24 protein-coding genes are annotated in these 22477 nt (G+C 63.5%); 17 read left to right on the forward strand and 7 right to left on the reverse strand.

What is annotated here, in order from left to right; translation table 11 throughout:
* Positions 1 to 108 precede the first annotated feature (108 nt).
* Entirely contained in the window at positions 109 to 1014 is a 906-nt protein-coding gene (locus CHB96_RS07110) for a universal stress protein (RefSeq protein ID WP_089244466.1), read from the forward strand.
* A 1-nt stretch (position 1015) separates the two neighbouring features.
* On the opposite strand, the gene CHB96_RS07115 is transcribed toward CHB96_RS07110, so the two are convergent.
* Complete coding sequence (locus CHB96_RS07115) at positions 1016 to 2020, reverse strand: Acg family FMN-binding oxidoreductase (RefSeq protein ID WP_245865322.1); 1005 nt, start codon at positions 2018 to 2020, stop codon at positions 1016 to 1018.
* Positions 2021 to 2210: 190 nt separating this feature from the next.
* Between CHB96_RS07115 and CHB96_RS07120 the strand changes: the two genes are divergently transcribed.
* The 3 genes from CHB96_RS07120 (at position 2211) to CHB96_RS07130 (ending at position 5229) form a co-directional block, all read left to right on the forward strand.
* On the forward strand, positions 2211 to 2840 hold the full coding sequence (locus tag CHB96_RS07120; RefSeq protein WP_089244773.1) for a response regulator transcription factor: 630 nt from the start codon (positions 2211 to 2213) through the stop codon (positions 2838 to 2840).
* Between the two features lie 59 nt (positions 2841 to 2899).
* Positions 2900 to 4639: a GAF domain-containing sensor histidine kinase gene (locus tag CHB96_RS07125; protein WP_089244468.1), complete on the forward strand. Its 1740-nt coding sequence runs from the start codon at positions 2900 to 2902 to the stop codon at positions 4637 to 4639.
* Between the two features lie 122 nt (positions 4640 to 4761).
* Positions 4762 to 5229 carry an SPW repeat protein gene (locus CHB96_RS07130; protein ID WP_089244470.1) on the forward strand — a complete coding sequence of 156 codons (468 nt, stop codon included), beginning with the start codon at positions 4762 to 4764 and terminating at the stop codon, positions 5227 to 5229.
* Here the strand turns inward: CHB96_RS07130 and CHB96_RS07135 are convergent.
* Positions 5198 to 6130 carry a LysR family transcriptional regulator gene (locus CHB96_RS07135; protein ID WP_089244472.1) on the reverse strand — a complete coding sequence of 311 codons (933 nt, stop codon included), beginning with the start codon at positions 6128 to 6130 and terminating at the stop codon, positions 5198 to 5200. The genes CHB96_RS07130 and CHB96_RS07135 overlap by 32 nt on opposite strands.
* 102 nt (positions 6131 to 6232) lie before the next feature.
* Here CHB96_RS07135 and CHB96_RS07140 point away from each other — a divergent pair, with 102 nt between their 5' ends.
* From CHB96_RS07140 to CHB96_RS07155, 4 genes are read left to right on the forward strand one after another with little or no spacing between them, the layout of a single operon-like run.
* Positions 6233 to 7540 (forward strand): CitMHS family transporter, encoded by a 1308-nt coding sequence (locus CHB96_RS07140; protein ID WP_089244474.1) that lies wholly within the window; start codon positions 6233 to 6235, stop codon positions 7538 to 7540.
* Positions 7537 to 8880: an acyclic terpene utilization AtuA family protein gene (locus CHB96_RS07145; protein ID WP_245865323.1), complete on the forward strand. Its 1344-nt coding sequence runs from the start codon at positions 7537 to 7539 to the stop codon at positions 8878 to 8880. Before CHB96_RS07140 ends, CHB96_RS07145 begins: the two co-directional genes overlap by 4 nt.
* The gene (locus CHB96_RS07150) at positions 8877 to 9191 is read left to right on the forward strand and encodes an AtuA-related protein (protein ID WP_089244478.1); all 315 of its coding nucleotides are present in this window, start codon (positions 8877 to 8879) and stop codon (positions 9189 to 9191) included. Before CHB96_RS07145 ends, CHB96_RS07150 begins: the two co-directional genes overlap by 4 nt.
* A gap of 54 nt (positions 9192 to 9245) precedes the next feature.
* Positions 9246 to 9692: a hypothetical protein gene (locus CHB96_RS07155; protein WP_089244480.1), complete on the forward strand. Its 447-nt coding sequence runs from the start codon at positions 9246 to 9248 to the stop codon at positions 9690 to 9692.
* Positions 9693 to 9772: 80 nt separating this feature from the next.
* On the opposite strand, the gene CHB96_RS07160 is transcribed toward CHB96_RS07155, so the two are convergent.
* Positions 9773 to 10753: an EamA family transporter gene (locus CHB96_RS07160; protein WP_089244482.1), complete on the reverse strand. Its 981-nt coding sequence runs from the start codon at positions 10751 to 10753 to the stop codon at positions 9773 to 9775.
* Positions 10754 to 10792: 39 nt separating this feature from the next.
* Between CHB96_RS07160 and CHB96_RS07165 the strand changes: the two genes are divergently transcribed.
* Positions 10793 to 11326 carry a CGNR zinc finger domain-containing protein gene (locus tag CHB96_RS07165; RefSeq protein ID WP_089244484.1) on the forward strand — a complete coding sequence of 178 codons (534 nt, stop codon included), beginning with the start codon at positions 10793 to 10795 and terminating at the stop codon, positions 11324 to 11326.
* 6 nt (positions 11327 to 11332) lie between these two features.
* Here CHB96_RS07165 and CHB96_RS07170 read toward each other — a convergent pair whose 3' ends face one another.
* Complete coding sequence (locus tag CHB96_RS07170) at positions 11333 to 12928, reverse strand: sensor domain-containing diguanylate cyclase (RefSeq protein WP_176444184.1); 1596 nt, start codon at positions 12926 to 12928, stop codon at positions 11333 to 11335.
* A gap of 227 nt (positions 12929 to 13155) precedes the next feature.
* On the opposite strand from CHB96_RS07170, the gene CHB96_RS07175 reads away from it, so the two are divergent.
* On the forward strand, positions 13156 to 14310 hold the full coding sequence (locus CHB96_RS07175) for a beta-ketoacyl synthase N-terminal-like domain-containing protein (protein WP_089244488.1): 1155 nt from the start codon (positions 13156 to 13158) through the stop codon (positions 14308 to 14310).
* Between the two features lie 59 nt (positions 14311 to 14369).
* Here the strand turns inward: CHB96_RS07175 and CHB96_RS07180 are convergent, their stop codons facing one another.
* Complete coding sequence (locus CHB96_RS07180; protein WP_089244490.1) at positions 14370 to 15854, reverse strand: adenylate/guanylate cyclase domain-containing protein; 1485 nt, start codon at positions 15852 to 15854, stop codon at positions 14370 to 14372.
* A gap of 89 nt (positions 15855 to 15943) precedes the next feature.
* Here CHB96_RS07180 and CHB96_RS07185 point away from each other — a divergent pair, with 89 nt between their 5' ends.
* Positions 15944 to 16273 (forward strand): MmcQ/YjbR family DNA-binding protein, encoded by a 330-nt coding sequence (locus CHB96_RS07185; protein WP_089244492.1) that lies wholly within the window; start codon positions 15944 to 15946, stop codon positions 16271 to 16273.
* A 76-nt stretch (positions 16274 to 16349) separates the two neighbouring features.
* Here CHB96_RS07185 and CHB96_RS07190 read toward each other — a convergent pair whose 3' ends face one another.
* Positions 16350 to 17798: a glyceraldehyde-3-phosphate dehydrogenase gene (locus tag CHB96_RS07190; RefSeq protein WP_089244494.1), complete on the reverse strand. Its 1449-nt coding sequence runs from the start codon at positions 17796 to 17798 to the stop codon at positions 16350 to 16352.
* 284 nt (positions 17799 to 18082) lie between these two features.
* Here CHB96_RS07190 and CHB96_RS07195 point away from each other — a divergent pair, with 284 nt between their 5' ends.
* Complete coding sequence (locus CHB96_RS07195) at positions 18083 to 18802, forward strand: IspD/TarI family cytidylyltransferase (RefSeq protein ID WP_089244496.1); 720 nt, start codon at positions 18083 to 18085, stop codon at positions 18800 to 18802.
* 24 nt (positions 18803 to 18826) lie between these two features.
* On the opposite strand, the gene CHB96_RS07200 is transcribed toward CHB96_RS07195, so the two are convergent.
* Positions 18827 to 19519, reverse strand: coding sequence for an IspD/TarI family cytidylyltransferase (locus CHB96_RS07200; protein WP_089244498.1), 693 nt, complete (start codon positions 19517 to 19519; stop codon positions 18827 to 18829).
* Positions 19520 to 20023: 504 nt separating this feature from the next.
* On the opposite strand from CHB96_RS07200, the gene CHB96_RS07205 reads away from it, so the two are divergent.
* Genes CHB96_RS07205 through CHB96_RS07225 form a run of 5 tightly spaced genes read left to right on the forward strand, consistent with a single transcriptional unit; the run spans position 20024 to position 22281 of the window.
* Complete coding sequence (locus CHB96_RS07205; protein ID WP_089244500.1) at positions 20024 to 20905, forward strand: tyrosine-type recombinase/integrase; 882 nt, start codon at positions 20024 to 20026, stop codon at positions 20903 to 20905.
* A 35-nt stretch (positions 20906 to 20940) separates the two neighbouring features.
* Positions 20941 to 21165: a helix-turn-helix transcriptional regulator gene (locus CHB96_RS07210; RefSeq protein WP_089244775.1), complete on the forward strand. Its 225-nt coding sequence runs from the start codon at positions 20941 to 20943 to the stop codon at positions 21163 to 21165.
* 9 nt (positions 21166 to 21174) lie between these two features.
* Positions 21175 to 21609 carry a DUF2637 domain-containing protein gene (locus CHB96_RS07215; RefSeq protein ID WP_089244502.1) on the forward strand — a complete coding sequence of 145 codons (435 nt, stop codon included), beginning with the start codon at positions 21175 to 21177 and terminating at the stop codon, positions 21607 to 21609.
* A gap of 47 nt (positions 21610 to 21656) precedes the next feature.
* Complete coding sequence (locus CHB96_RS07220; protein ID WP_089244504.1) at positions 21657 to 22019, forward strand: hypothetical protein; 363 nt, start codon at positions 21657 to 21659, stop codon at positions 22017 to 22019.
* Between the two features lie 13 nt (positions 22020 to 22032).
* Positions 22033 to 22281 (forward strand): hypothetical protein, encoded by a 249-nt coding sequence (locus CHB96_RS07225; protein WP_089244506.1) that lies wholly within the window; start codon positions 22033 to 22035, stop codon positions 22279 to 22281.
* Positions 22282 to 22477: the final 196 nt, after the last annotated feature.

The raw sequence follows: 22477 nt of genomic DNA on the forward strand, positions 1-22477 counted from the left end.
AATCGGGACGAAAATAGGGCGAATCGGAAATCCGCATGGGCTTTTCGTCCCGAACGGCAGGCCGGAAGTCCCTATCGTCATGGGCAGCGGTGGCCCGATGATGAATTCATGACACACGGGAACGCCGCGCGATCCAACGCGACCGTTGTCGGTGTCGACGATTCACCGGCCAGTCTGGGCGCAGTGCGATGGGCAGCTGCGGACTCGGCCTCGCACACAGCCACTCTGGTGCTGGTGCATGCCGACCCGGGAATCGAAGGATCGTTCTCCGACGCGATCAATCTACGCGGTGGCATGGTTTCGAGCGCTCGTGCACGCGCGCGCTCCACCCTGGATCGAAGTTGCATTGCGGCGGAGAGCGTTGCAGGCGAGTCCCTCTCGGTGGACAAGGTACTCGCGGCGGGACGTCCGGCAGACGTACTGACCGAATACGCACAGGATGCGCGGATGGTAGTCGTCGGTTCGAAGGCTGTCGGCTCGAGGGGTGCCGGCGGCCTTGCCCGCGGAGTTCTGGGATCGGTGTGCGATCACGTTGCTGCACACGCGCAATGCCCGGTCGTGCGGGTTCCTGAGGGCTACTGGCAGAGCGGGCACGACCCGTCGTCGCTTCCCGTCGTGGTGGGCCTGGACATCTCGGTCAACAACGACGCAATTCTCACCGTCGCATTCGATCAGGCGGCACGACGCGGCGTCGGGCTCCGGGTCGTTCATGCCCGCGCGAACGCCGAATACCGCCTCGATCCCGGACCGCCCGTCGAGTCCTGGCTCACGGATATCACCGCACCATGGGCGGCGAGGTACCCGGGGATTCCGATCACGACGGCGGTCGTCACGGACAAGGCACCGCACGCCATCGTCGAGGAGTCGGGGCATGCGCAAGTGATCGTCGTCGGCGCACCCAGCCGCGGGACCTTCTCGGCAGTGTTCGCGGGATCGACGTCTCGCGCTGTGCTGCATCACTCTTCGGTACCGACGATCGTCGTACCCGTCGCCGCGCTGCACCACGCGCACTGATCTACATGGTCGTTCGAAACGACCGCTCGCGAACACCCTCGATGGACAGAACCGTCGAAACCTTCTGTCGCGGAGTCCTCGTGGGCGGAGCGTGACCCACCGGAGTTCCGACTCTGACGAGCACCTGCGGTATCCCGCCGTGCGGCGCGAGCGACGCCACGATCGCACGGCTACCGGACTGCTCGGTCATATGCGTCAGCGGGCACGTCGCGAGACCTCGCACAGTCGCCTCCAACAGCACCGACGACAACGCGCGCCCGCAGCGCAACCAATCGAGAGGGCCGTCGGAACGCGTCGCCAGCAGCAGGACCGAGGATTCGTCTTCCGGCGCATCCACCGCCGAACCGTCGTCGCGCACCGGGAACGCACGCCCCACCGGAATCGAGGCCGCCTGCGCACGATCCGAAAGCGCCTGAGGCGGAATGCCATCCACCTCGAAACCGTGACCCGCCCACCACCGGAGTTCGGCCTGATACGTCGCGTCGTACCTGCGGGTGTTCGCACTCGTTCGAGATGCCTCTGCGAGAACGTCTTTCGCGCCGTCGGTCAGCGCCGCAAGGATGGTCTGGTTCACGTCGGCCGCCCGGCGCATCTCCGGGCTGATCACCACGTCCTGACGAACGCCGCCGAAGGGTCGTCGGTCCGTGTACCGGCGATTGATCGCGGTCAGCAGATCGAACTCATGCGATCGCGGCCGCGCGCCCGGTACGAACCGAATTCGCGCGAGATGACGCGGCCCACCAGGCGTCGGAAGTGTTTCGATCTCCGCCGTCCACCGCGACGCCTCGGCCGCCTTCTGCAGATGATCCAGTGCTGCTCCGCAACTGATCAGCATCTGCCTGCCGTCGGGATCGATGACGTCCAGCAACCTCGTTCGATCCGAGAACATGTCGAGAAAGCCGTTCGAATACTTCCACCGCCAGGGCTGACTGTTGTGCACCGACGGCGCCCGACACGCAAGGTCGACGAGCATAGCGACGACTGCCGAATCGGGTTCGACGTTCACGGGCGGGCCTCCTCGATCGGCACGAACGAACTTCTCGGCACGATCGGACGCTGCCGATTGCCTCCACTGTCGACGCGGCACTCGACTGCCGACAGGGGCCATCGTCACCGAATTCAGGGGACTTGTTCCAGCTTGCGCGGACGACTGCGACAGTATGCTTTCCTCCACAGAAGAATGTTCAGGAGCAGCCGTGATCACTGTATTCCTGGTCGACGACCATGAGATCGTTCGTCGTGGTCTGATCGATCTCATCGATTCGGACCCAGAATTGACCGTCACGGGCGAGGCAGGGTCGATGAGCAACGCCCTCGCACGGATACCGGCGCTTCGCCCGGACGTGGCGGTACTCGACGTCCAGCTCCCGGACGGCAACGGCGTCGAACTGTGTCGCGAACTGATGTCGATGATGCCCGACCTGCACTGCTTGATCCTGACGTCATTCACCGAGGATCAAGCGATGCTCGACGCGATACTCGCAGGCGCGAAAGGCTACATCGTCAAGGACATCAAAGGGATGGAATTGACGTCGGCGATCAAGGACATCGGCAACGGTAAATCACTGTTGGACAACCGGGCGGCCGCCGTGCTGATGGAGAAATTGAGGTCCAACAACGACGCACGCGGCCCACTGGCGGAACTCACCGATCGCGAGCGCACATTGTTGACACTTCTCGGTGAAGGCCTGACGAATCGGCAAATTGCCGAGCGTATGTTTCTGGCGGAGAAAACTGTCAAGAATTATGTTTCACGACTGTTGGCCAAACTCGGAATGGAGCGGCGTACACAAGCGGCAGTCTATGCGTCGAAATTGAACGAATAAACACGACGAGCATCATCCACGCGTTTCCGTCCACCATTCTTCACGCGCATACTGAAGCGATGGTAGGTACAGGGGGTGCCGACAGGCGGGTTGCCGCCCAGGATCTGCAGGACACGCTCTCGCAGATGCGTCTTCACGAACTCTTGAACGAGCTCAGTGAACATATCGGCAAGATCACCGAAGCGCGCGAGCAGTTCGACGGTTTGCTCCGATCGATGCTCGTCATTTCGGCGAGCCTCGATCTCGACGCCACTCTTCGGTCGATCGTGGCGTCGGCGATCGATCTGGTCGACGCCAAATACGGCGCTCTCGGAATTCGCGGCGAGAATCACGAACTCAGCTCGTTCATATTCCACGGAATCGACGACGAGTCGGCAGCGAGGATCGGCCCTCTACCCACCGGCGGCGGAGTTCTCGGGTTGCTCATCGACGAACCGAAAGCGATTCGGCTCAGCAATTTGGCAGCACACCCGTCGTCGATCGGTTTTCCGGCGCACCATCCGCCGATGACATCCTTTCTCGGAGTACCCATCCGAATTCGAGGTGAGGTCTTCGGCAATCTGTATCTGACCGAGAAGAACGGCGACAGAGAATTCACCGACGACGACGAGGCCGTCGTGCAGGCTCTCGCGTCCGCGGCAGGAACGGCGATCGAGAACGCGCGCCTGTACGACGACGCGCGCACGCGGCAGTCTTGGATCGAGGCGACGCGCGACATCGCAACCGAATTGCTCAGTGGCACAGCGCCGGACGACGTGCTGCAGACCGTCGCGCAGAAGGCTCTGGTGCTGACGTCCGGCGATCTCGCGTTCATCGCCGTACCGTCCGATCCCGACGCACGAGCCGAGAACGTCACCGACCTCGTCGTGAGCGTCGCGTCCGGAAGACCGTCGGACAATCCGGACGCGGTGATCGGGACCATGCTGCCGGTGCACGGTTCGACGTCGGGCGAGTCGTTCCGCACACGACAGCCGATCCGCAGCTCGCACCTCCAATACAACGCCACCGCAAAGCTTCCCGACGAATACGGCCCCGCTCTGATCTCTCCACTTCGAGCGCCGGATCGAGTGACCGGCGTTCTCGTGGTGCTGCGACGAGACGGCGCGGAGGCCTTCACCGACATGCAGCTCGATCTGGTCGCAACCTTCGGTGATCAAGCGGCACTGACGGTTCAAACGGCCAACTCGTCGCGTCGACTGCGGGAGTTGGACATACTGGCCGACCGCGACCGTATCGCACGAGAGTTGCACGATCACGTCATCCAACGCATCTTCGCGGCCGGCTTGTCGCTGCAGGGCACCGCCCAACGCGCGATCTCACCCGAGGTCCGAAGCCGCCTCGCGACGACGATCGACGACCTGCAGGACACGGTGCAGGACATACGATCCGCGATCTTCGACCTGCAGTCCGAAGATATGGGCGCCAGCGCACTTCGACGTCATTTCAACGAAATCATCGACGAGATGGTCGACGACTCGGGCCTGCGCACGACCGTGAGAGTCAGTGGGCCGCTGTCGGTCGTCGACCCTGCGCTTGCCGCGCACTCGCTCGCGGTCCTTCGCGAGGCCATCAGCAACTGCGTCCGGCACGCCCACGCGAAGACCGTGGCCATCTCCATCTCCGTCGGCGACAACCTCACCATCGACGTGACCGACGACGGCCGAGGCATCTCCGACGACGCGGCCGTCAGCGGACTCAAGAATCTCCACTCGCGCGCCGAGGCATGTGGCGGCGACATGACGGTCGGCCCCAGCGAATCCGGTGGCACGACGCTGACCTGGTGGGCACCACTGCCCTGACCGGGACCTTGGACCCTATCCCGTGGGTAGACGCAGCGGTGGACTGGACAGTACGTGGTACACGTGCGCCCCTCCACCCCCTCGAGGAGATGAGATCCATGTCGACATCGACGAATCTATCCATGCACACACACCCCGACATCGCGTCGCTACGCGATCACTACGACGAGGCATTCGGTCGACCCACAGCGCAAGTGACCGACGGGTTGCTGTTGCTGGCGGGCCTCTACGCGGCCGCGTCGTCGTGGATCGTGGGATTCGGTGGGTTCGACAACGGACCCGCGTTCCTCACCGCCGCCAACGGTGCCACCGCGCTCACCGTATCGAATCTCATGTGCGGACTTGCGGTTTCGATCCTCGCGCTTGCACTCGGAGCGGCATACGGACGAACCCACGGCATGGCGTTCATCGTCCCCCTTCTCGGTCTGTGGTTGATCGTCTCGCCGTGGATCATCGCCGACGTCTCGACCACGACGGGGATGATCTGGTCCAACGTCGTCGCCGGTGTGGTGATACTCGTGCTCGGATGTATCACCACGGCAATGGGGACCGAACGTTTCACCGAAATGCGGCGCCCCCGGGAGCCGTGAGCTCCGCCAACTCGGTCTGGTCCGTCAGGAGACACCGAACGAAATTCTTCACACTTGCGGTCTCGTGCCTGTTCTCGACGCGCACGAGCGAGATGATCCGCTCGACCGTCGGCACGAGCGGAATATGTACCAATCCGGCGAACACCATCATCGGCAGCACCATCCGCGGCACCGCGGTGATCCCCAGATCCGCCGCCACGAGACCGGCGACGGCTCCGACGTTCTGCGCGTGCATCACCGGACCCGTCGTGACACCTGCAGCGTGCAACGCCTGCAGGACGGGTTCGGCGATACTGCTCTGCGGTCCGAACGCGATGAAGGGCTCGCCCTCGAGATCGGTCCAGTCGAGTTCCGTGCGGTTCGCCAACCGATGGGTCGGCAGCAGCGCGCAGTAGAACGAGTCCGTCGTCAGCGTCTGCTGCAGAACACCCGGGATCACCGATGGAGTCGACACGAGCGCGATGTCGACCGTGCCGTCGAACAGCAAATCGAGGGACTCGCGACGAAGGCCGTCTCGAATGTCGAGTTGCACGTCCGGGTGCGCTCGACGGAACCTCACCACGTACGGCGGTAGGAACGTCGCCGCCAGCGAGGGCAGACACGCCATCGACACCGTGCCGCGATCCCCGGTGACGAAGCGCGAGATCTGAGCAAGCCCCTCGTCGAAGTCGGACACCATCTGTCGCGCATATTCGGTGACGGCACGACCGTCCGGCGTCACGACGACTTTTCGGGTGGTTCTCTCGAACAGTGTCACGTCCAGCCTGCGTTCGGCCTCGGCAACGGATCTGCTGAGCGACGACTGCACCATGCCCAGTGCGGTGGCAGCCTCGGTGAAACTTTCGTGTTCTGCGATAGCAGCGATGCACCGAAGGTGCTGCACCCCGAGATTGACGGCCATGAGCGCAGTCTATGTACAAGTGTCATCAAACGATCGCCAATTGATATTGGACTTGCATTTGTGATGCGGGCAACAATCCCTTCAGCCCCTGAAGGAGATCACATGCTTGCCGCTCTCGGCTTCGCCACTATTGCCACGTTCCTCGCGTTGACGTTCACGCGACGAGTGTCCGTACTGGTCGCCCTCGTCCTGGTACCGATCGCGTTCGCTCTCATCGGGGGCTTCGCTCCCGAACTGGGCGGCATGATCGCCGACGGCCTCATCAAGGTCGCACCCGTCGCGATCATGATCGCGTTCGCAGTCCTGTACTTCAGCCTGATGGTCGATCAAGGACTGTTCGACCCCGCCATCCGAAGAGTGGTGCGGTGGGCAGGCGGCAGTCCGACGAAGATCGCGATGGGTACCGCGGTACTCACGCTCCTCGTGGCACTAGACGGTGACGGCACGTCCACCTTCCTGATCATGGTGTCCGCAATGCTGCCGATCTACCAGCGCATCGGGATGCGGCCGCTCGCTCTCACCGGCATCGTCTGCCTCGGCGCAGGCGTCATGAACATGATCCCGTGGGGCGGACCGACCGTACGCGCGATGGCAGCCCTCGACGCCACCAGCGGTGACATCTTCACCCCTGTCGTGCCTGCCATGGCCGTAGGCGCACTGTGGGTCGTGTTCTCCGCGTTCCTGATCGGCAGGATGGAAGGCAAGCGCCTGGGCACCGTCGTAGCTCCGGTCGTCAAGGCAGGACCGGGCACCCCGCACGTCGACGACATCCCGACCCGCGCCCGAGTGCATCCGGTCGTGATGACGTTCAACGTCGTTCTCACTCTGGTGCTGTTGGTCATCCTCCTGTTCCAACTCGCCCCGCTTCAGGTCGCTTTCGCTATTGCATTCGCGCTCGCCATCGTCGTGAACCGCCCGAAGTGGGATCAGCAACAGGAACTGTTCGCCAAGCACGGCGGCAACGTCACGATGGTCGTCGTCATGATTCTCGCGGCGGGAGTTCTCACCGGAATCCTCAACGGCACCGGCATGATCACGGCGATGGCCGAAGCTTTCGTCTCGTGGATTCCCGATTCGGCCGGTTCGTTTCTTCCACTGATCACCGCGGTGACGTCGATGCCCCTCAGTCTCGTATTCACCCCTGACGCCTACTATTTCGGCGTCGTACCCGTCTTGGCGGAGACAACCGCGTCGTTCGGCGGAGATCCGTTCGAGATCGGACGAGCTGCCATCCTGGGTCAGATGACCACCGGGTTCCCACTGAGTCCACTGACCGCATCCACGTTCATTCTGGTGGGAATGACGAACGTGGAGTTGGGCAAGCATCAACGCTTCATCTTCGGATGGGCGTTCGGCACCACCATCGTCATGACCATGATGGCCCTGCTGACAGGAGCGATCTCGCTGTGACCACCACCAACCGCACGGTCCGCGTCGGCGCAGGCTCGGGCTTCTCCGGTGACCGCATCGATCCCGCCGAAAAACTCGCTCGCGACGGCGATCTCGACTATCTGATCTTCGAGTGCCTCGGGGAACGGACCGTCGCGGCGGGGAATGCACGTCGCCTCGTCGACCCGTCGTCGGGATTCGATCCGTTACTGCGTGCCCGCATCGAAGCTGTTCTACCGCACACAGTTCGACGCGGCACACGGATCGTCACCAATGGTGGCGCCGCGAACCCCATGGCTGCGGCACGCATGATCGCGACCATCGCAGGAGACTCCGCCAGAGTCGCGGCCGTCACGGGAGACGACGTGCTCGAGACGGTCGAGGCGGTGGATCCCATCGTCTGGGAAACGGGAAAGCCGTTGTCCGCCCACACAGCCCAACTCGTCTGCGCCAACGCGTACATCGGTGCGAATGCCGTGATCCCGGCGCTCGAACGAGACGCGGACATCGTCGTCACCGGCCGGCTCGCGGACCCGTCGCTGTACGTTGCGCCGCTTGCTCACGAATTCGGTTGGGAATTGGGCGATACGGCCACGGTGGGTGCGGCTACTGCCGTCGGACATCTGCTCGAATGCGCTGGGCAGTTGACTGGCGGCTATTTCGCAGATCCGGTCACGAAACCTGTTCCCGGACTTGCCGATCTCGGGTTCCCGTTCGCCGACGTCGCCATCGACGGGACCGCCGTTCTCGGGAAGCTCGAATCCTCGGGAGGAATTCTCACCCCGCGCACCTGCGCGGAGCAGCTCTTGTACGAGGTGGGAGATCCGAATGCGTACCTGACACCTGATGTCACAGCGGATTTCGGCTCCGTGCGATTCGATCAGGTCGGCCCCGATCGTGTTGCCGTCTCCGGCGCTACCGGGACCACGCGCCCCGACGAGTTGAAGGTCACGCTCGGCTTCCTCGACGGATGGATCGGAGAAGGTCAGATCAGTTACGCCGGTCCCCGAGCCTACGACCGCGCGAGGTTGGCAGCGGACATCGTCATCGAACGGTTGGCCACCGTGCACGGGATCGGCCCGGATGACATCATGTGCGAATTCATCGGCGCCGGAGCGGCTTTCCGGGATCTCGCGACGGACTCGTCGGCGAGCGAGGTTCGGGTGCGCGTCACCGCCAGGACGTCGTCGCCGGAGGAAGCCGACCTGGTGGGGTGGGAAGTCGAGAGCCTGTACACCAACGGACCTGCTGCGGGCGGCGGTGCGCGCCGATGGATGTCGGAAGTGCTGTCCATCCAGTCCACTTCGATCCCCCGCACCCTCGTACACACCGACGTCCACATCATGGAGACGAGCCGATGATCACCGTTGACGACCTTGCAGACGTTCGCACCGGAGACAAAGGCGACACGTTGATACTCGCCGTCATCGCTCGGGACCGCCGCGCGTACGACCACCTGGTCGAATCCCTCACCCTGGACAGGGTCGTTGCACACTTCGGCAACCGCACGACTCGGAGCCCCCGGCGAACGCTTCAGGAGAACCTGACGGCGATGGTGTTCGAGCTACCCGGGCAGCTGGGCGGCGGGGTGACGGGGTCGGCCGAGCTCGACGGTCATGGCAAGACCTTGAGCTACCACCTCCTCGGCCTCGCCGTTTCCAACGGGAACTGACGGCCGTTTCACCGCCTGCCGCACACTTGACGGCCTTCAGTTACCCTGAAGGTTATGGAATCGCTGCTGCTGTCCGTCCACGTCGTGGCGGGCATTCTTTTCGTCGGCCCCATCGCCGTCGTCACGAGCCTGTTCCCGCGGTACGCGCCGGTGTCCGGGACCGACGGCTCCGCCGAGCGAAGCATCGGCACCGCACGGGTGCTTCATCGCATCACCCGTGTCTACGGACTCCTGGCGATCACGGTCCCCGTCGTCGGACTCGTTCTCGCATGGGTCCAGGGACGACTGGGAGACTCGTGGGTCGTCGCCGCCATGGTGCTCACCGCCATCGCGGGAGGGCTGCTCGCCCTCCTGATCGCACCGCTGCAGAGCGAAGCACTCGAATCCCCCGACGCGGGCGGGCGGCTACGACTCATCGGGATGATGACGGGAATCTTCAACCTGCTGTGGGTGATCGTCGTCGTTCTCATGATCGTGCGTCCCGGATCGAGCGGCGCATGAGTTTCCGGCACTACCTTCGTCGACCACCGGCGATCTCGGCCGCGGGAGGCGCACTGTCCGACTGAGTCTCGAACCCGCGCTTATGCGCCCGAAACTCCCGGATTCGTCTGCATAAGTGCGGGTTCGCGGGTTTCGCCCATCTTGACGACGACAACCCCGATCAGAATGAGGACACCACCACCGATCTGAATGGCACGCGGCGTCTCACCGAGCAACAACCACGCGAACACCAACGCCGACAGGACCTCGGTGAGCCCGACGAACGATGCCAGCCGCGAACCGAGGCGTCGGCCCGCAGCAATTCCGCAGACATACGCCAGCGCAGCCGTGACGACGCCGAGCCCCAGGATCGAGACCCACCACGGCAGGGTTGCGTCGGCCAGCACCACGTCGTTCGCCGTGGCCGCGAACGGAACGATGCCGACGAGCCCGGCGAGCAGCAGAATGGTTCCGCCACACAGCAATCCGCCTGCCGCGAGGGTCAGCGGAGGTAATCCGTTCGACTCGTCGGCGGACATGATCCAGTACACGGCCGCGCCGACCATCGCGCCCAGCGCCCACAACACGCCGACGGGATCGAGCGAGGCGCCCGACACCAGATCGAGCACCAAGACCAGACCCACGGCCGCGAGCGCCGCTCCGCCGAACGTCTTCACCGTCGGACTTTGTTTGTGCCGCAACCACATCCACCCGATCACCACGACAGGGGACGTGAACTCGATCAGCAACGCAACACCGACCGGCATGTACCCGACCGCGTTGAAGTAGGCGAGCTGACACCCTGCCACCGCAACAGCGCCGTAGCCGAGTATCACGACGATGTTGCGCGACAACAGATTCCACTGCCCACGCAAAGCCAGCACACCCGGCACGACGAGCACCGCCGCCGCGATGAGGATCCGGGCCGTGACCGCCGCACCTGCGCTCCAGCCCGCGTCGAGCAGGCTCTTCGCCAAGGGTCCGGACAACCCGAACGACGTCGACGACGCGACCGCCAGCACGAGCCCCGAGGCGAGGCGTGAGTGCCGTCGTCCCGCGATGTCATCAGTCAATAAGGTCATGACTCATGACACTAGAACCGGCCGATGTAAGGTGTCAATATGGTTTTCACCCATGACACGGAGTGTGCGTTGGTGTCGGCCGTGTTCCTGGCCAATTCGGCCGAAGACCCGGACACCCTCGACACATGCGAGCAGCTCCGCGAGTTCTATCGAAGCCACGACTACACCGGCCGCCTCGACGGCGACCAGGCGGAACTCGACTCCGTCCGGTCTCTGCGGCCCCGCCTCAGGCAACTTCTGACGAGTGATCGCGATGCTGCGGTAGACATCGTCAACCAGATCCTGTCCGACGCGAATGCACTGCCTCGGCTCGTGCGACACGGCGACACCGATTGGCATCTGCACGCGGTGAGCGACGACCACCCCTTCGCTGTCCGCATAGCCGTCGAATCCGCCATGGCGATGATCGACGTCATCCGAGCCGACGAGCTGTCCCGTCTGCAGATCTGCGCCGCCGACTGCGACGGGATCGTTCTCGACCTCTCACGTAACCGCTCGCGAAAGTTCTGCAGCACCGCGTGCGGCAATCGCACTGCCGTCGCCGCCTATCGAACCCGCAAAAGTAGTCGCTGACGACCGTCAGCCTTGCTGGCGCACCGGCTTGGCCTGATACATCTCGACATCGGCGTCGTGCAAGATCTCTCGCGCGGTTCGCCGATCGTTCCGCGCCACTGTCGTCCGTCCGATGCTCGCGGCGATCGTGAGCGCCTGCCCACGCACGACGATCGGCGTCGACAGCGCCGTGCGGATGTCGTCGGCCTCCGAGCCTCTACCTGCGGGCACGACCGCCACGAACTCGTCGCCGCCGATACGGCCGACCATCGAGTCCGGCGTCAACGCTGCCGTCAGGCGCTGGGCGACGGCGCACAACGCTTCGTCACCGACGGCATGGCCGTGGGTGTCGTTGATCGTCTTGAAGTGATCCAGGTCGATGAACAGCACCGCAAGGGGGTAGCGCCGGGCGCTGTCGTCGCCCAATCGTTCGAGAAGCAGCGTCCGGTTCGGTAGCCCGGTCAGGTCGTCGTGCGACGCCGCGTGCGCGAGTTCGAGGCCTGCTTCGTGCTGCTCGGTCACGTCGGTGAACGTGGTGACGACCGCAGAACTCGACGCTCCCGGGTCGAGCAACGTCGCGGTCAGCCACACCCAGAATCGGCGACCGTCCCGGCGTCGTTGCACACCGACCACGGCACTGGCAGGCCGTCTCGACTGCCGCGCGATGACGACCGGATGTTCGGCCGGTGTGATCGGCACGTGGTCGGTGTTGAACACCCGGAACGGTAGGTCGTCGTTCTGCCTTGTGAGAGTTCCGGTTTCGACGTCCAACACGCGCTTCGCAGACAGATTCGCCGATGTGATTCGACCGGTGTGATCGACCACGACGACGCCTTCGTTGAGGGCCTCGACGACTGTCGTGAAGTGCCGTTCCGCCTGCCGCACCGCGGTCTGATCCGAGCAGACCAGGACGAACCCGTCGTCCATCTGCGCTGCAGACACCGTCACCGACAGAGCGGAACCATCGGCATGGACATGAGTGTCCGTGACGCGACCACCGGCAGCGAGAATGCCCGAGGGATCACACGGCACACCGAAGGCCGTCGACAACGACCTCCCGACGACGGCGGCAGCCGGCCGCCCGTATACCTGTTCCGCGGCGGGATTCCACGCAGAAACCTTGCCGTCGGGCGCGACGCCGACGATCGCGTCGCTGACATGGTTGACCAAGGCTGCGTGATAGCGCAGTGATTCCTGAGCGGCCTTGTGCTCGGTCAGATCACGAAGAATGACCTGGAATGCCGGCTCGCCGTTCCAACTGGTGCGCACCGACACCGCTTCGGCAGGTATGCGCGCACCGCCGAGAGTGATCACGACAGCTTCGGACGGCTTGCTGACTGCGCCGTGGCCGTCGAGACCGGCAATGCGCTCGAGCATCGGCCCGATCGAGCTCGGATCGATGAAGTCGGTGATGAAGCGTCCGTTCACCTGGTCGATGCTGTCGGCCTCCAAGTAGCGCAGCCCGGCAGGGTTCATCCACCGGATAACACCGAACTGATGCACGACGATCGCATCAGGAGTGTGTTCGACAAGCAGTCGGTAGCGGTCTGCCAGATCGGCGGCGGCGACCTCGTCGTCCCCCACCGAGTTCGACGGGTCAGGACGCGGCACTTCGTGCGTCAACCGAAACCTCCCTCGACTGGCGGTGCACCGAACCGATGGATGTTCGGCGGCAAACCCGTCCGGTGCCGCTGCTGATTGAACCACTTTTTCCGTCGCCGACCCAGATTCCGCTTCGTCGAGATGGCACCTCGACGTCTCCGGTGGATACGCGGTCGGTTTCGGGCGTTGAATCCAAATGTAAGCCGCATTTCCGCGGCTACAACCCCTCGATGACAAGAAAGTTGATCATGAACTCATCACGTGCACACATCACGGGCCTCGGAGCTGTCACCGGTTACGGCTGGGGCACCGGCCCACTCTGGGACGGTCTCGCGTCGGGCAAGGCCGCTGCGACTCTCCACCACGATTTCGCCCACCCCGGCAGCAATCCCGTCTGGTTGGCGAAAGTGCCCACAGGCGGCGACGACGCCGACGGCAGCAGCAGGTTCGGCCGCGCCATGCGGGGATCGGCACGCGAAGCGATAGAAGACGCAGTACAGCGGGGATGGAAGCCGGGCCGCAAGGTCGGCCTGCTCCATGCGGTCGTTCTCGGCGACGTCGACGAGTGGCGCAGTTTCTATCTCGAAGAAGGAGGTCGACGACGCGTTCGCGACTATCTCACCTTGATGCCGTCGACTCCGATGTCACTCATGATGCAGGAGTATGGTTTTCACGGCCCGGCCATGGCGGTCTCGGCGATGTGCGCGTCGGGCAATGCAGGGTTGATCACGGCCAAGATGTGGCTCGATACCGGTTTCGTCGACGACGTCGTGTTCGTCGCCACCGACCTGTCCGCCACCCCGGAGAACGTCGAGCACTTCGTGAATCTCGGTGTGGGAGTGGTGGATATCGAGCCGCAGCAGGCGTGCCGTCCATTCCAGGCCGGAAGCCGCGGCTTCCCCGCCGGCGAAGCGGCTGCTGCGTTCGTGCTGTCCGGCCGCGACGGCGGCGCATACGGGTCGGTTCTCGGCGGATCGATGTCACACGACGGCTATCACGCCACCTCCATCGACCCGAACCTGACGCACGTGAAGCAGTGCTTCGAGGAAGCGCTGTCCGACGCGTCGGCGTCACCCGATCAGGTGCGTTACCTCAACGCGCACGGACCGGGTACCGCTCAATGCGATGCTGCGGAAGCCACGATGCTCGAATCGGTCCTGGACTCGAACGCGCAAGTCTACTCGGTCAAACCCCTTGCCGGACACTGCCAGGGCGCGGCATCCGCCGTCGAAACCATTTCTGCTGTACTTGGATTCGAGAGGAACTTGGTTCCGGCGGCACCCCAGGTGTCCGACGCGCATCCGCTCCTCCTCGACGGCCTCACCCCCGCCGAGCCCGGATTGACCGTCAAGTCCTCCCTCGGCATGGGCGGACACAATTCGGTCGTCGTGCTGGCGCCTTAGGGGCTACGCCCATGTGCACGAAAATACATAGCAGGCTACGTATTTTCGTGCACATGGCGTCAGCCGGGACGACGACGGTGACGCGCGTTACCCAACCGGACCATGGCGCGCAGCACCTGCGGTGCACGACGGGCCGCCGTCAGAAGCGCCTTGTCGACGGCAGACAGGCGCACACGGGATCGGGGCTGCGATTCACGCTCGACACCCTCGGTCAGGGCAAACAACCGCCATGCCCCCGGAACTCCCTTCAGCTCGTGAATGCCATTGTCTTCGAACGTAATTCCGGATCCGACGGTCATGTCCCTCACCGCCTGCGACACCAGGACCTCACCGGGTCCAGCAACAGCACCGATGCGCGCTCCTGCATGCACCGTCATTCCGGTGAGATCGGGTCCACTTCGTTGCACCTCCCCCGTATGCACACCCGCCCTGACTTCGATTCCCAAAGAGCCGGCTTGCGAGGAGATTTGGTGTGCACATCGCACAGCCGCGAGAGCGCTCTCGAAGACACTGAAGGTACCGTCGCCGGCGACGCTGACCACGCGACCCCCGTCCTGCGCGACGGCAGCACGTACCTGGCGCTCGTGCGACGCGCGCAGCGCCTGGTAGTCCAGGTCACCCAGTCGCGCAAGGATTTCCGTCGAGCCAACGATATCGGTGAACAGTACGGCCCCGAAGAAGCGATCCGCGGAGGTCGGGCGATGGGCACCGGTGGTAATCTCTTCGACGTGTTCGAGAATCGGAACCCACGACTCCCCCAGTGATGCGCCGGCCGGAGCGGGAGGCAGTACGTGGAAGGTTCCGTTCGGAATCTTGTCGGCCACATGCCGAGCAGCACCCCGAGATACCGGGCTGCGAGGAACCAGCAGTACGCGCGCCGGGCACTGAATCGCAGGCAGCGTATCCGAATAGCTCACTCGCATAACATGTTCGAGATGTTCCTCTGCGGTAGCAGGTGGAGCCGAGCACCGCTCGAGCATTGCCGACACCCTCCGATTGACCGGTGTATCGACTGCCGGATCCCACATCGGCGCGCTCTCACCCGAACCCCAGTGTCGGTACGCGGATCGCCAGCTGCTGACGAACCGTTCGAGGTTCTCACGGTCCCACCCAGGAGGCAGCGCCTCGTCGTCCACGATCAGCCGGTCGGCGAACGGCTGGATCAGAACCAGCGCCGCGACTCGCTCGGGTGAGCGTGCGGCGACCAACGCGGCCGGCCCCGCTGCGCTCGCGACTCCGACGAGCGTCACCCGACTCATCCCGACGGCGTCCATCACCGCGAGGATGTCGTCCGCCTGCTCCTCTATCGTGGGCTGGTGATCGACCGGGGCCGACAATCCGATCCCCCGGCGCTGGAAGAACGCAGTGCGGGCGAAGCTGTTGCCGCGCTCCATCAAGTAGTTCATCTGCGGGTCTGTCCACATGAGGTCGAGATGCATGTTGATCTCGAAGAACCACACCACGTCGGCGTCACCGTCGCCGACCAGCTGATATGCCAGCGCGTCACCGTCGCGCTGGACATATCTGGTGACCGGCGGGTCCATTTCTTCAGACTAAGCGCCGACGGCTCCCTTGTAATCGGATCGGCGTCGGATCGTCAGCGCGACCGTGCGCCACGTGCAACCCTGACCGTATGAGCACCGAGAACGACGTCCGACGCCTCGCCCTCGCGCTGCCGGAGGTGACCGAGCGGCCCTGCTACGGGACCCCGGCGTTCTATGTCGCAGGCAAGATCTTTGCCCGCGTGCACGACGAACCCGGAGTCCTCGTGTGCTGGAGAGCAAGCCTCGACGACCGAGAGGCTCTCATCCACGCCGATCCCGAGAAATTCTTCACGACCGACCACTACGCCGGACACAGCAGCGTGCTCGTTCGCCTGGCCCAAGTGGATCCGGAAGAACTGTCCGAACTTCTCGCCGAAGCCTGGGAATCCCGAGCTTCTGCACGATTACGGAACCTGTGATCCGGCTGCACGTCGATTCATGATCGAGCTGGCACGCGAAATCGCTTCTTCCCCATGCGACCCGTTCACCACGGTGTCACTTCTTCGATACGACTGCCGGATAGGTCGGGTATTCGATTCCGGAGAGGTATTGCACCGTTCGCACGACCTGGCTCGAATAGCCGAATTCGTTGTCGTACCAGACATAGACGATCGCCGTGTCGCCATCGATGATGGCCGCGTTCGCGTCGACGATGCACGCAGCCCTCGACCCGATGAAGTCGCTCGACACTGCATCGGTCGCTGCCGTGTAATCGAGGTTGCGACTCAACGGGCCCGTCAGCGACGCCAACCGCAGCGAGTCCAACACCTCGCCCTTGGTGCTCTCACGCTTCAGCTGCAGGTTGAGAATCGCGACGGACACATCCGGCGTCGGCACACGAATGGAGTTGCCGGTGATCTTGGCCTTCAGCTCGGGTAGAGCCTTCGCGACGGCCGACGCTGCACCGGTCTCGGTCAGCACCAGGTTGAACGGCGCCGAACGACCACGACGGTCCGCATTGTGGAAGTTGTCCAACAAGTTCTGATCGTTGGTGAACGAGTGAACCGTCTCGACGTGACCACGCACGATCCCGAACGCATCGTCGAGCGCTTTGAGCGGCGGCACGATCGCATTGGTGGTGCACGACGCGCACGAGAAGATCTGCTCGTCGGGACTCTGGGTCAGGTGGTTGACACCGTGCACGATATTCGGCACGTCACCCTTACCCGGTGCGGTCAACAGGACCTTGGCGATACCGGGGCGCAGATGCACGGACAACCCGTCGCGGTCACGCCACTTGCCGGTGTTGTCGATGAGGATCGCGTCGGCGATTCCGTGTTCGGTGTAGTCCACCTCCGACGGGTCGTTGCTGTAGATGAACTTGATGACGTTGCCGTTCGCGATCAGCGAGTTGTTCTCCGCGTCGATCTTGATCGTGCCGTTGAACTGACCGTGGACCGAGTCACGCCGCAGCAGCGACGCACGCTTGGCCAGGTCACCTTCCCCGCCCTTGCGCACGACGACGGCACGCAGATTCAGTCCTCCCCCCGAGCCCGACTTCTCGATCAACAAACGAGCTACCAGTCGACCGATACGGCCGAACCCGTAGAGCACCACATCCCGCGGCCCGGACAGCGGCTGGTCCGGATCCACACCGGTCACCTCATCGAGCTGCTCCGCCGTGAACTCGGGAACCGACAGACCGCGGTCGTCCGAGTGATACGCCATCACCAGCAGCGCAAGGTCGATCTTCGACGGCCGCAGATCCAGATCGGCCAGCGCCTGCAGGAACGGGAAGGTCTCGTCGACGGACAGTTCCTCGCCGCTGATCTGCCGCGCGAAACGGTGCGTCCGGAGAATGCTGATCACCGACTTGTTCACCAGCGACCTGCTGTGCAGAAGGATCGTGACGTTCTTCGAGCGATGCAACGTACCGATGATCGGGATCATCGACTCTGCGATCGCTTCCTGGGCATTCCAACGGGCAAGTTCTTCGGTGGGCACGGTCGCATCCTATGGGCGCTCGATCCGAGCGACTCCAGGTGCCCGCCGATGTCGCCTTCAGTCACACGAATGTATGCGAGAGCATCACCTTCCTTCGGCAGTGGGCCGGTGGTGAAGGTATTCGACGCTTATCCTGCTGCGCGCCACTATCTTTCGGCATATTCTCCGGGTCTCGATGATCTCTGGGCATTCACACTCGTGGTGCGGTTCGACCATGTCTACGGCCCCCTGTTTCGCCTGCACCGGTGTCCTCTGGAGGTTCGGTCGAAGGCTAAGCTTTTCCGATGGTCGATCGTCGCGTTCCCGAGTCCGTCGGAGTCGTCCTGGCGGCTGGAAAAGGAACGAGGGTAGGCCGGGACGTCAACAAAGCGTATCTGCCGTTGGCAGGTCGTCGAATGGTGTCGTGGACTCTGGAATCACTGGCGGACGCTGACGAAATCGGTCGGATCCTGCTCGTTGTGGGTCCTGCCGACATGGACACGGCGCGTGAGGTGCTGCGCAGTGAGGTGCCGGACATCGACGTCGAGATCGTCGAAGGCGGGCAGTCCAGGCACGAGTCCGAATTCAAAGCCCTCGAGTACCTGGCGGACGATATTCGAAACGGGTCCGTCGATGTCGTGCTGATCCACGACGCCGCTCGGCCGCTGGCAGGACCAGAAATGATGCGTTCCGCTGTGTCGGTTGCACGAGAATTCGGCGGATCGGTTCCTGCACTGCCCGCGACCGGCCTGATAGAGGTCGACGAGGGCGGGCAGATCTTGGGTGGACGCGGTCCGGAGTCGTTGGTTCGCGTGCAGACCCCGCAGGCGTTCCGCGCACCCGAACTACTCGACGCGTACGTCGCGGCGGCGCGATCGGGTTTTGAAGGAACTGACACGTCCTCGTGCGTCGAGCATTTCTCCGAACTGGATGTGCGGTCGTTCCGAGGTGCCGAGCAGAACTTCAAGGTCACGTACGGTCGTGACTTGTTCCTGGCGGAGAAACTGTTGGTGGACAACAGATAACAGCTCTCCTGCGGGGCCCGAAGTTCACCGTCGGCCGGCGAGCCTGCACGAGACGATGGCCTCGGCGAAGGCTCTGTCTCGTGGTCCGCGCATCTCGAAGCCGTCGGGGTCACCGTCGACAGTAGTGATCGGGAGCCCCTTGTCCAATGCGTATGCGAGCTCGTCGAATTCGGTTGTGTCGTCGTGTTCGGACAGGGCATTCGTGAGTGTCCGAGAGTCGATACCGCGCGGAAACTGAGACGACCGCAGACGGGTTCTGTCCACAGTTCGGACCACTGTTCCTCTTTGGTCGACCGATTTGACGCTGTCGACCATCACGAGTGTTGGGATGACGAACTCGCTGCCTGCCGCGAGTGAGTCGCAGATCCGATCGCGAACCGTCCAGGAGGCCAGCGGCCGCGACACATCGTGGACGAGGGTGAACGAGCTGTTCGAGGAAGAGGCCTGCATGCCGGCCCGGAGGCAATCTGCTCTGGTACCACTGCCTTCAGCCGTCACCAACCGGACGTTCTTCAGTCCTTCAGCAGCGATCACGCTCCGAGCATCGACCGTGTGGGCCTCCGCGGCTGCCACGAGGACCGCATCGAACGTGTGCGAACCCTCCAACATCGAACGCAGACAGTGCCCGAGCGGCGCCGCGCCTGCGAAATGCGTGAATGTCGACTCGTTCAGCTGCCCGTCCAGCGGGATGAGGAGAGTTCCGCCGCGGTTCGTCATACACCCTCTCGGTGGTGTGCGTGGGCGAGGAAACCCGCACCTCTCGGCTGTCTCGTTGTGAGACCTGAACGACCCGATGCTATCGAACTGACACGCCGACCCCGAATCAAAGTCACCATGCAAAGCGGACCTGGTTCCGGTCGTGCTCGTCGTGACGCGTCATCCAGCGGTCGACAACCGACATCCACGCGTCCGGATCGCTCAACACTGTCCCTGCCGGACGAATCACTTGTGCCCTGGTCGGGGCGGACCTCAACACAGTGAAAGAGCCCCTGCTCTGCGGATGATCGCAGAGCAGGGGCTCTTCTTGTGCGCCCGAAGGGATTCGAACCCCTAACCTCTTGTTCAGTACTTTCGTTCCCCCTGACCAGGGGAAATGAGGAACTGGATAACGCGGCATGATCTCAAGTAACTGGCTTGCAGTCACAGACAAAAACAATTGGTCGGTTCGTTATGGTCAGTAAGGGAAAATCACAAGCGCGTCATTTAGTACCTCTAAGGTGCATGAACTACAAGCCTGCCGGGGTAGCCAAGGCCCTCACCGAAGAATGGTCCGATCTCCTGTCCGGGTACATCTCGCACGAGCGTGCAGCGGGGCGGCCATGGACATCTATCTCCACACGAAGGGCGCACGTCTCGCGTATGTCGCGGGAACTGAACGTGCCCCCTGCCGAAGTAACCGGTCTCATGCTGAAGGACTGGTTCGGGCTACAGGACCAGTGGAAGACCGAAACACGGCGCGGGTACCGCAACAGCATGCGGGCCTTCTTCGGCTGGGCATGCTCCGAGAGTCGCATCGATTCGAACCCGGCACTCGACCTACCGCACGTGTCCGCCGAGAAGGGACGCGCCAAACCTGCACCGGACCGAGTATGGAAGGAGTCCCAGCTCGCCGCAGACGACCGGACACTGGTCATGCTCGAGCTGGCCTGCCACGTCGGGATGCGCCGAGCCGAAGTCGCCGTCTGCAGCACCGACGACCTGCACGAAGAATTCGACGGCTGGATGCTGACCGTCCACGGCAAGGGAGGCAAGGACCGGGAGGTACCCGTCACCGACGAGATCGCAACGATGATCCAGCGCGGCGCGGCCGGCCACACGATCGGCGCACGCAAGACCGGCTACCTGTTCCCAGGCGACATCGACGGACACCTGTCACCTCGGTGGGTCGGGAAACTGTGCGCCCAAGCGATGCCAGGGGTGTGGACGATGCACAAGCTCCGCCACCGCTATGCCACACGCGCATTGCGCGGAACCAACAACCTGCGAGCAGTGCAGGAGCTGCTCGGTCACGCATCGGTCGCGACGACAGAGATCTACACCGACGTCGGCGGAGAAGAACGCCGGGCTGCGGCTGTCGCGGCGGTCTATCGAGACGTCGCCTGATGCACACCACTGTGCGCACGCATACTCTTGCTCGCATGTCCAAGGCGCCTGAGATCAAGATCCACCACCGCATGCGGATCGCGCGTGAGGAAGCCGGCTTCGAGCAGGGCCAGCTCGCAGAGCTGGTCGGCGTCAGCCGAAACACCATCAGTGCTGCAGAGAAGGGCCGAACCGCGCCACGCCGGATTCTCATCAACGCGTGGGCTGTCGCCTGCGATGTACCCGTCGATTGGCTGATCACGGGTGAGACACAAACCTAGGGGGATTTCATGTCACGACTACCGCTGTACTCAGCGCTCACAGGCACAGTCCTGATCGGTCTCGGAGCGTTCTGGCTTTCGTTCACCGCGCTCCAGGATCTCGCCGCTCAGGCGAAACTCGGCAGCTCCCAGTCCTTCGTCTGGCCGTTGGTCGTGGATCTGACGATCGTGGTCGCCACACTCGCTGTCGTCGTCATGGAACGCGGCCGGTGGTACGCATGGTTACTGCTCGCACTGGCCGCTGGCATCTCACTTGTCGGCAACGCTGCACACGCATGGGAGACCGGTCCTATCGCGGTCGGTGTCGCCACCGTTCCACCACTGTTCCTGCTCATGCTCACTCACCTGTGCGTCAAGCTGACGGCCGACCGCAGCCAGGGCGAGGTGGTGGAACTGGAGATCGTCGATGACGCGTCCTTTCGTCCGGCCCGCATCGCGGGCTGACACCACGACACGCGGAAACAGACACGGAGGTCTGATACACATACCGCATGAAAAGGGGACTCACAGCAATTGCGGCGATCGCGCTGCTGGCAACCGCAGGATGCAGCACCGAGACGTCCGGGACCGCGTCAGCACCACGGACGTCACAAACAGGCACGTCTTCCGCCAGCTCCACTACCACCGAGCTGACGGAAGATTCGACCGTCTCTGGCTACCACGACACATGCCAGACGGTCACCGATCTGTACGACACACTCGACCAACTCGGCGGCGAACCCACCGACCGCAGAGCCGCGGTCGATCAGATGATCGAGGAGATGGTGTCGGACCCCGAGTGGGATGACACCCCGGAATCAGAGCAACGCGAAATCCTCCGCGGCATGAACGCCGCCGCATCCGGCTACTGCTGACAGGAAACCCGATATGAAGCGCGTCGCGGTGTCGATGTTCGTTGCCCTGTTCCTGCTCGGGCTGTTCATCGAATACTGGTGGGTGCTCGCGCTCGTCGCGGCCGGGTACTGCGGATTGCGTGCGTGGCAGTGGTGGCAGATCGCGGAAGAGGAACGCCGCCGTCAGGACGAGATGACGGCGGCGCGAGCGGACTACGAGCATCAGCAGTTCATGGCCGGGAACTCGATCGGCTGGTACGGGCAATACCCGCCAGCACGCTAAGCCCGATCCGCCTTCACCCGGTGCAGAAGCTCGTCGATCATGGCTTGCTTCGTCGACTCCCAGAACAGGTCAGACACTTCTGCGAGTTGAATTACGTGCTGCGTGAAGGTGCGTCGCGTCGACGGGTCGAACCACTCCACGGTGTGCTCGACACACGCGGACATGTCTACGAGCTCACCGGTGTCTGGGTCTTCGA

This window comes from Rhodococcoides kyotonense (genome assembly GCF_900188125.1).
GTDB classification, from domain to species: domain Bacteria; phylum Actinomycetota; class Actinomycetes; order Mycobacteriales; family Mycobacteriaceae; genus Rhodococcoides; species Rhodococcoides kyotonense.

What these genes read in the sequence shown, in the direction of transcription:
- CHB96_RS07200 (WP_089244498.1), bottom strand. Translation starts at nt 19,519, where the DNA reads ATGACGAACCGCGGCGGAACTCTCCTCATCCCGCTGGACGGGCAGCTG.
- CHB96_RS07180 (WP_089244490.1), bottom strand. Translation starts at nt 15,854, where the DNA reads ATGGACCCGCCGGTCACCAGATATGTCCAGCGCGACGGTGACGCGCTG.
- CHB96_RS07195 (WP_089244496.1), top strand. Translation starts at nt 18,083, where the DNA reads ATGGTCGATCGTCGCGTTCCCGAGTCCGTCGGAGTCGTCCTGGCGGCT.
- CHB96_RS07210 (WP_089244775.1), top strand. Translation starts at nt 20,941, where the DNA reads ATGTCCAAGGCGCCTGAGATCAAGATCCACCACCGCATGCGGATCGCG.
- CHB96_RS07140 (WP_089244474.1), top strand. Translation starts at nt 6,233, where the DNA reads ATGCTTGCCGCTCTCGGCTTCGCCACTATTGCCACGTTCCTCGCGTTG.
- CHB96_RS07150 (WP_089244478.1), top strand. Translation starts at nt 8,877, where the DNA reads ATGATCACCGTTGACGACCTTGCAGACGTTCGCACCGGAGACAAAGGC.
- CHB96_RS07130 (WP_089244470.1), top strand. Translation starts at nt 4,762, where the DNA reads ATGCACACACACCCCGACATCGCGTCGCTACGCGATCACTACGACGAG.
- CHB96_RS07215 (WP_089244502.1), top strand. Translation starts at nt 21,175, where the DNA reads ATGTCACGACTACCGCTGTACTCAGCGCTCACAGGCACAGTCCTGATC.
- CHB96_RS07225 (WP_089244506.1), top strand. Translation starts at nt 22,033, where the DNA reads ATGAAGCGCGTCGCGGTGTCGATGTTCGTTGCCCTGTTCCTGCTCGGG.
- CHB96_RS07165 (WP_089244484.1), top strand. Translation starts at nt 10,793, where the DNA reads ATGGTTTTCACCCATGACACGGAGTGTGCGTTGGTGTCGGCCGTGTTC.
- CHB96_RS07205 (WP_089244500.1), top strand. Translation starts at nt 20,024, where the DNA reads ATGAACTACAAGCCTGCCGGGGTAGCCAAGGCCCTCACCGAAGAATGG.
- CHB96_RS07175 (WP_089244488.1), top strand. Translation starts at nt 13,156, where the DNA reads ATGAACTCATCACGTGCACACATCACGGGCCTCGGAGCTGTCACCGGT.
- CHB96_RS07135 (WP_089244472.1), bottom strand. Translation starts at nt 6,130, where the DNA reads ATGGCCGTCAATCTCGGGGTGCAGCACCTTCGGTGCATCGCTGCTATC.
- CHB96_RS07110 (WP_089244466.1), top strand. Translation starts at nt 109, where the DNA reads ATGACACACGGGAACGCCGCGCGATCCAACGCGACCGTTGTCGGTGTC.
- CHB96_RS07220 (WP_089244504.1), top strand. Translation starts at nt 21,657, where the DNA reads ATGAAAAGGGGACTCACAGCAATTGCGGCGATCGCGCTGCTGGCAACC.
- CHB96_RS07155 (WP_089244480.1), top strand. Translation starts at nt 9,246, where the DNA reads ATGGAATCGCTGCTGCTGTCCGTCCACGTCGTGGCGGGCATTCTTTTC.
- CHB96_RS07160 (WP_089244482.1), bottom strand. Translation starts at nt 10,753, where the DNA reads ATGACCTTATTGACTGATGACATCGCGGGACGACGGCACTCACGCCTC.
- CHB96_RS07125 (WP_089244468.1), top strand. Translation starts at nt 2,900, where the DNA reads ATGGTAGGTACAGGGGGTGCCGACAGGCGGGTTGCCGCCCAGGATCTG.
- CHB96_RS07185 (WP_089244492.1), top strand. Translation starts at nt 15,944, where the DNA reads ATGAGCACCGAGAACGACGTCCGACGCCTCGCCCTCGCGCTGCCGGAG.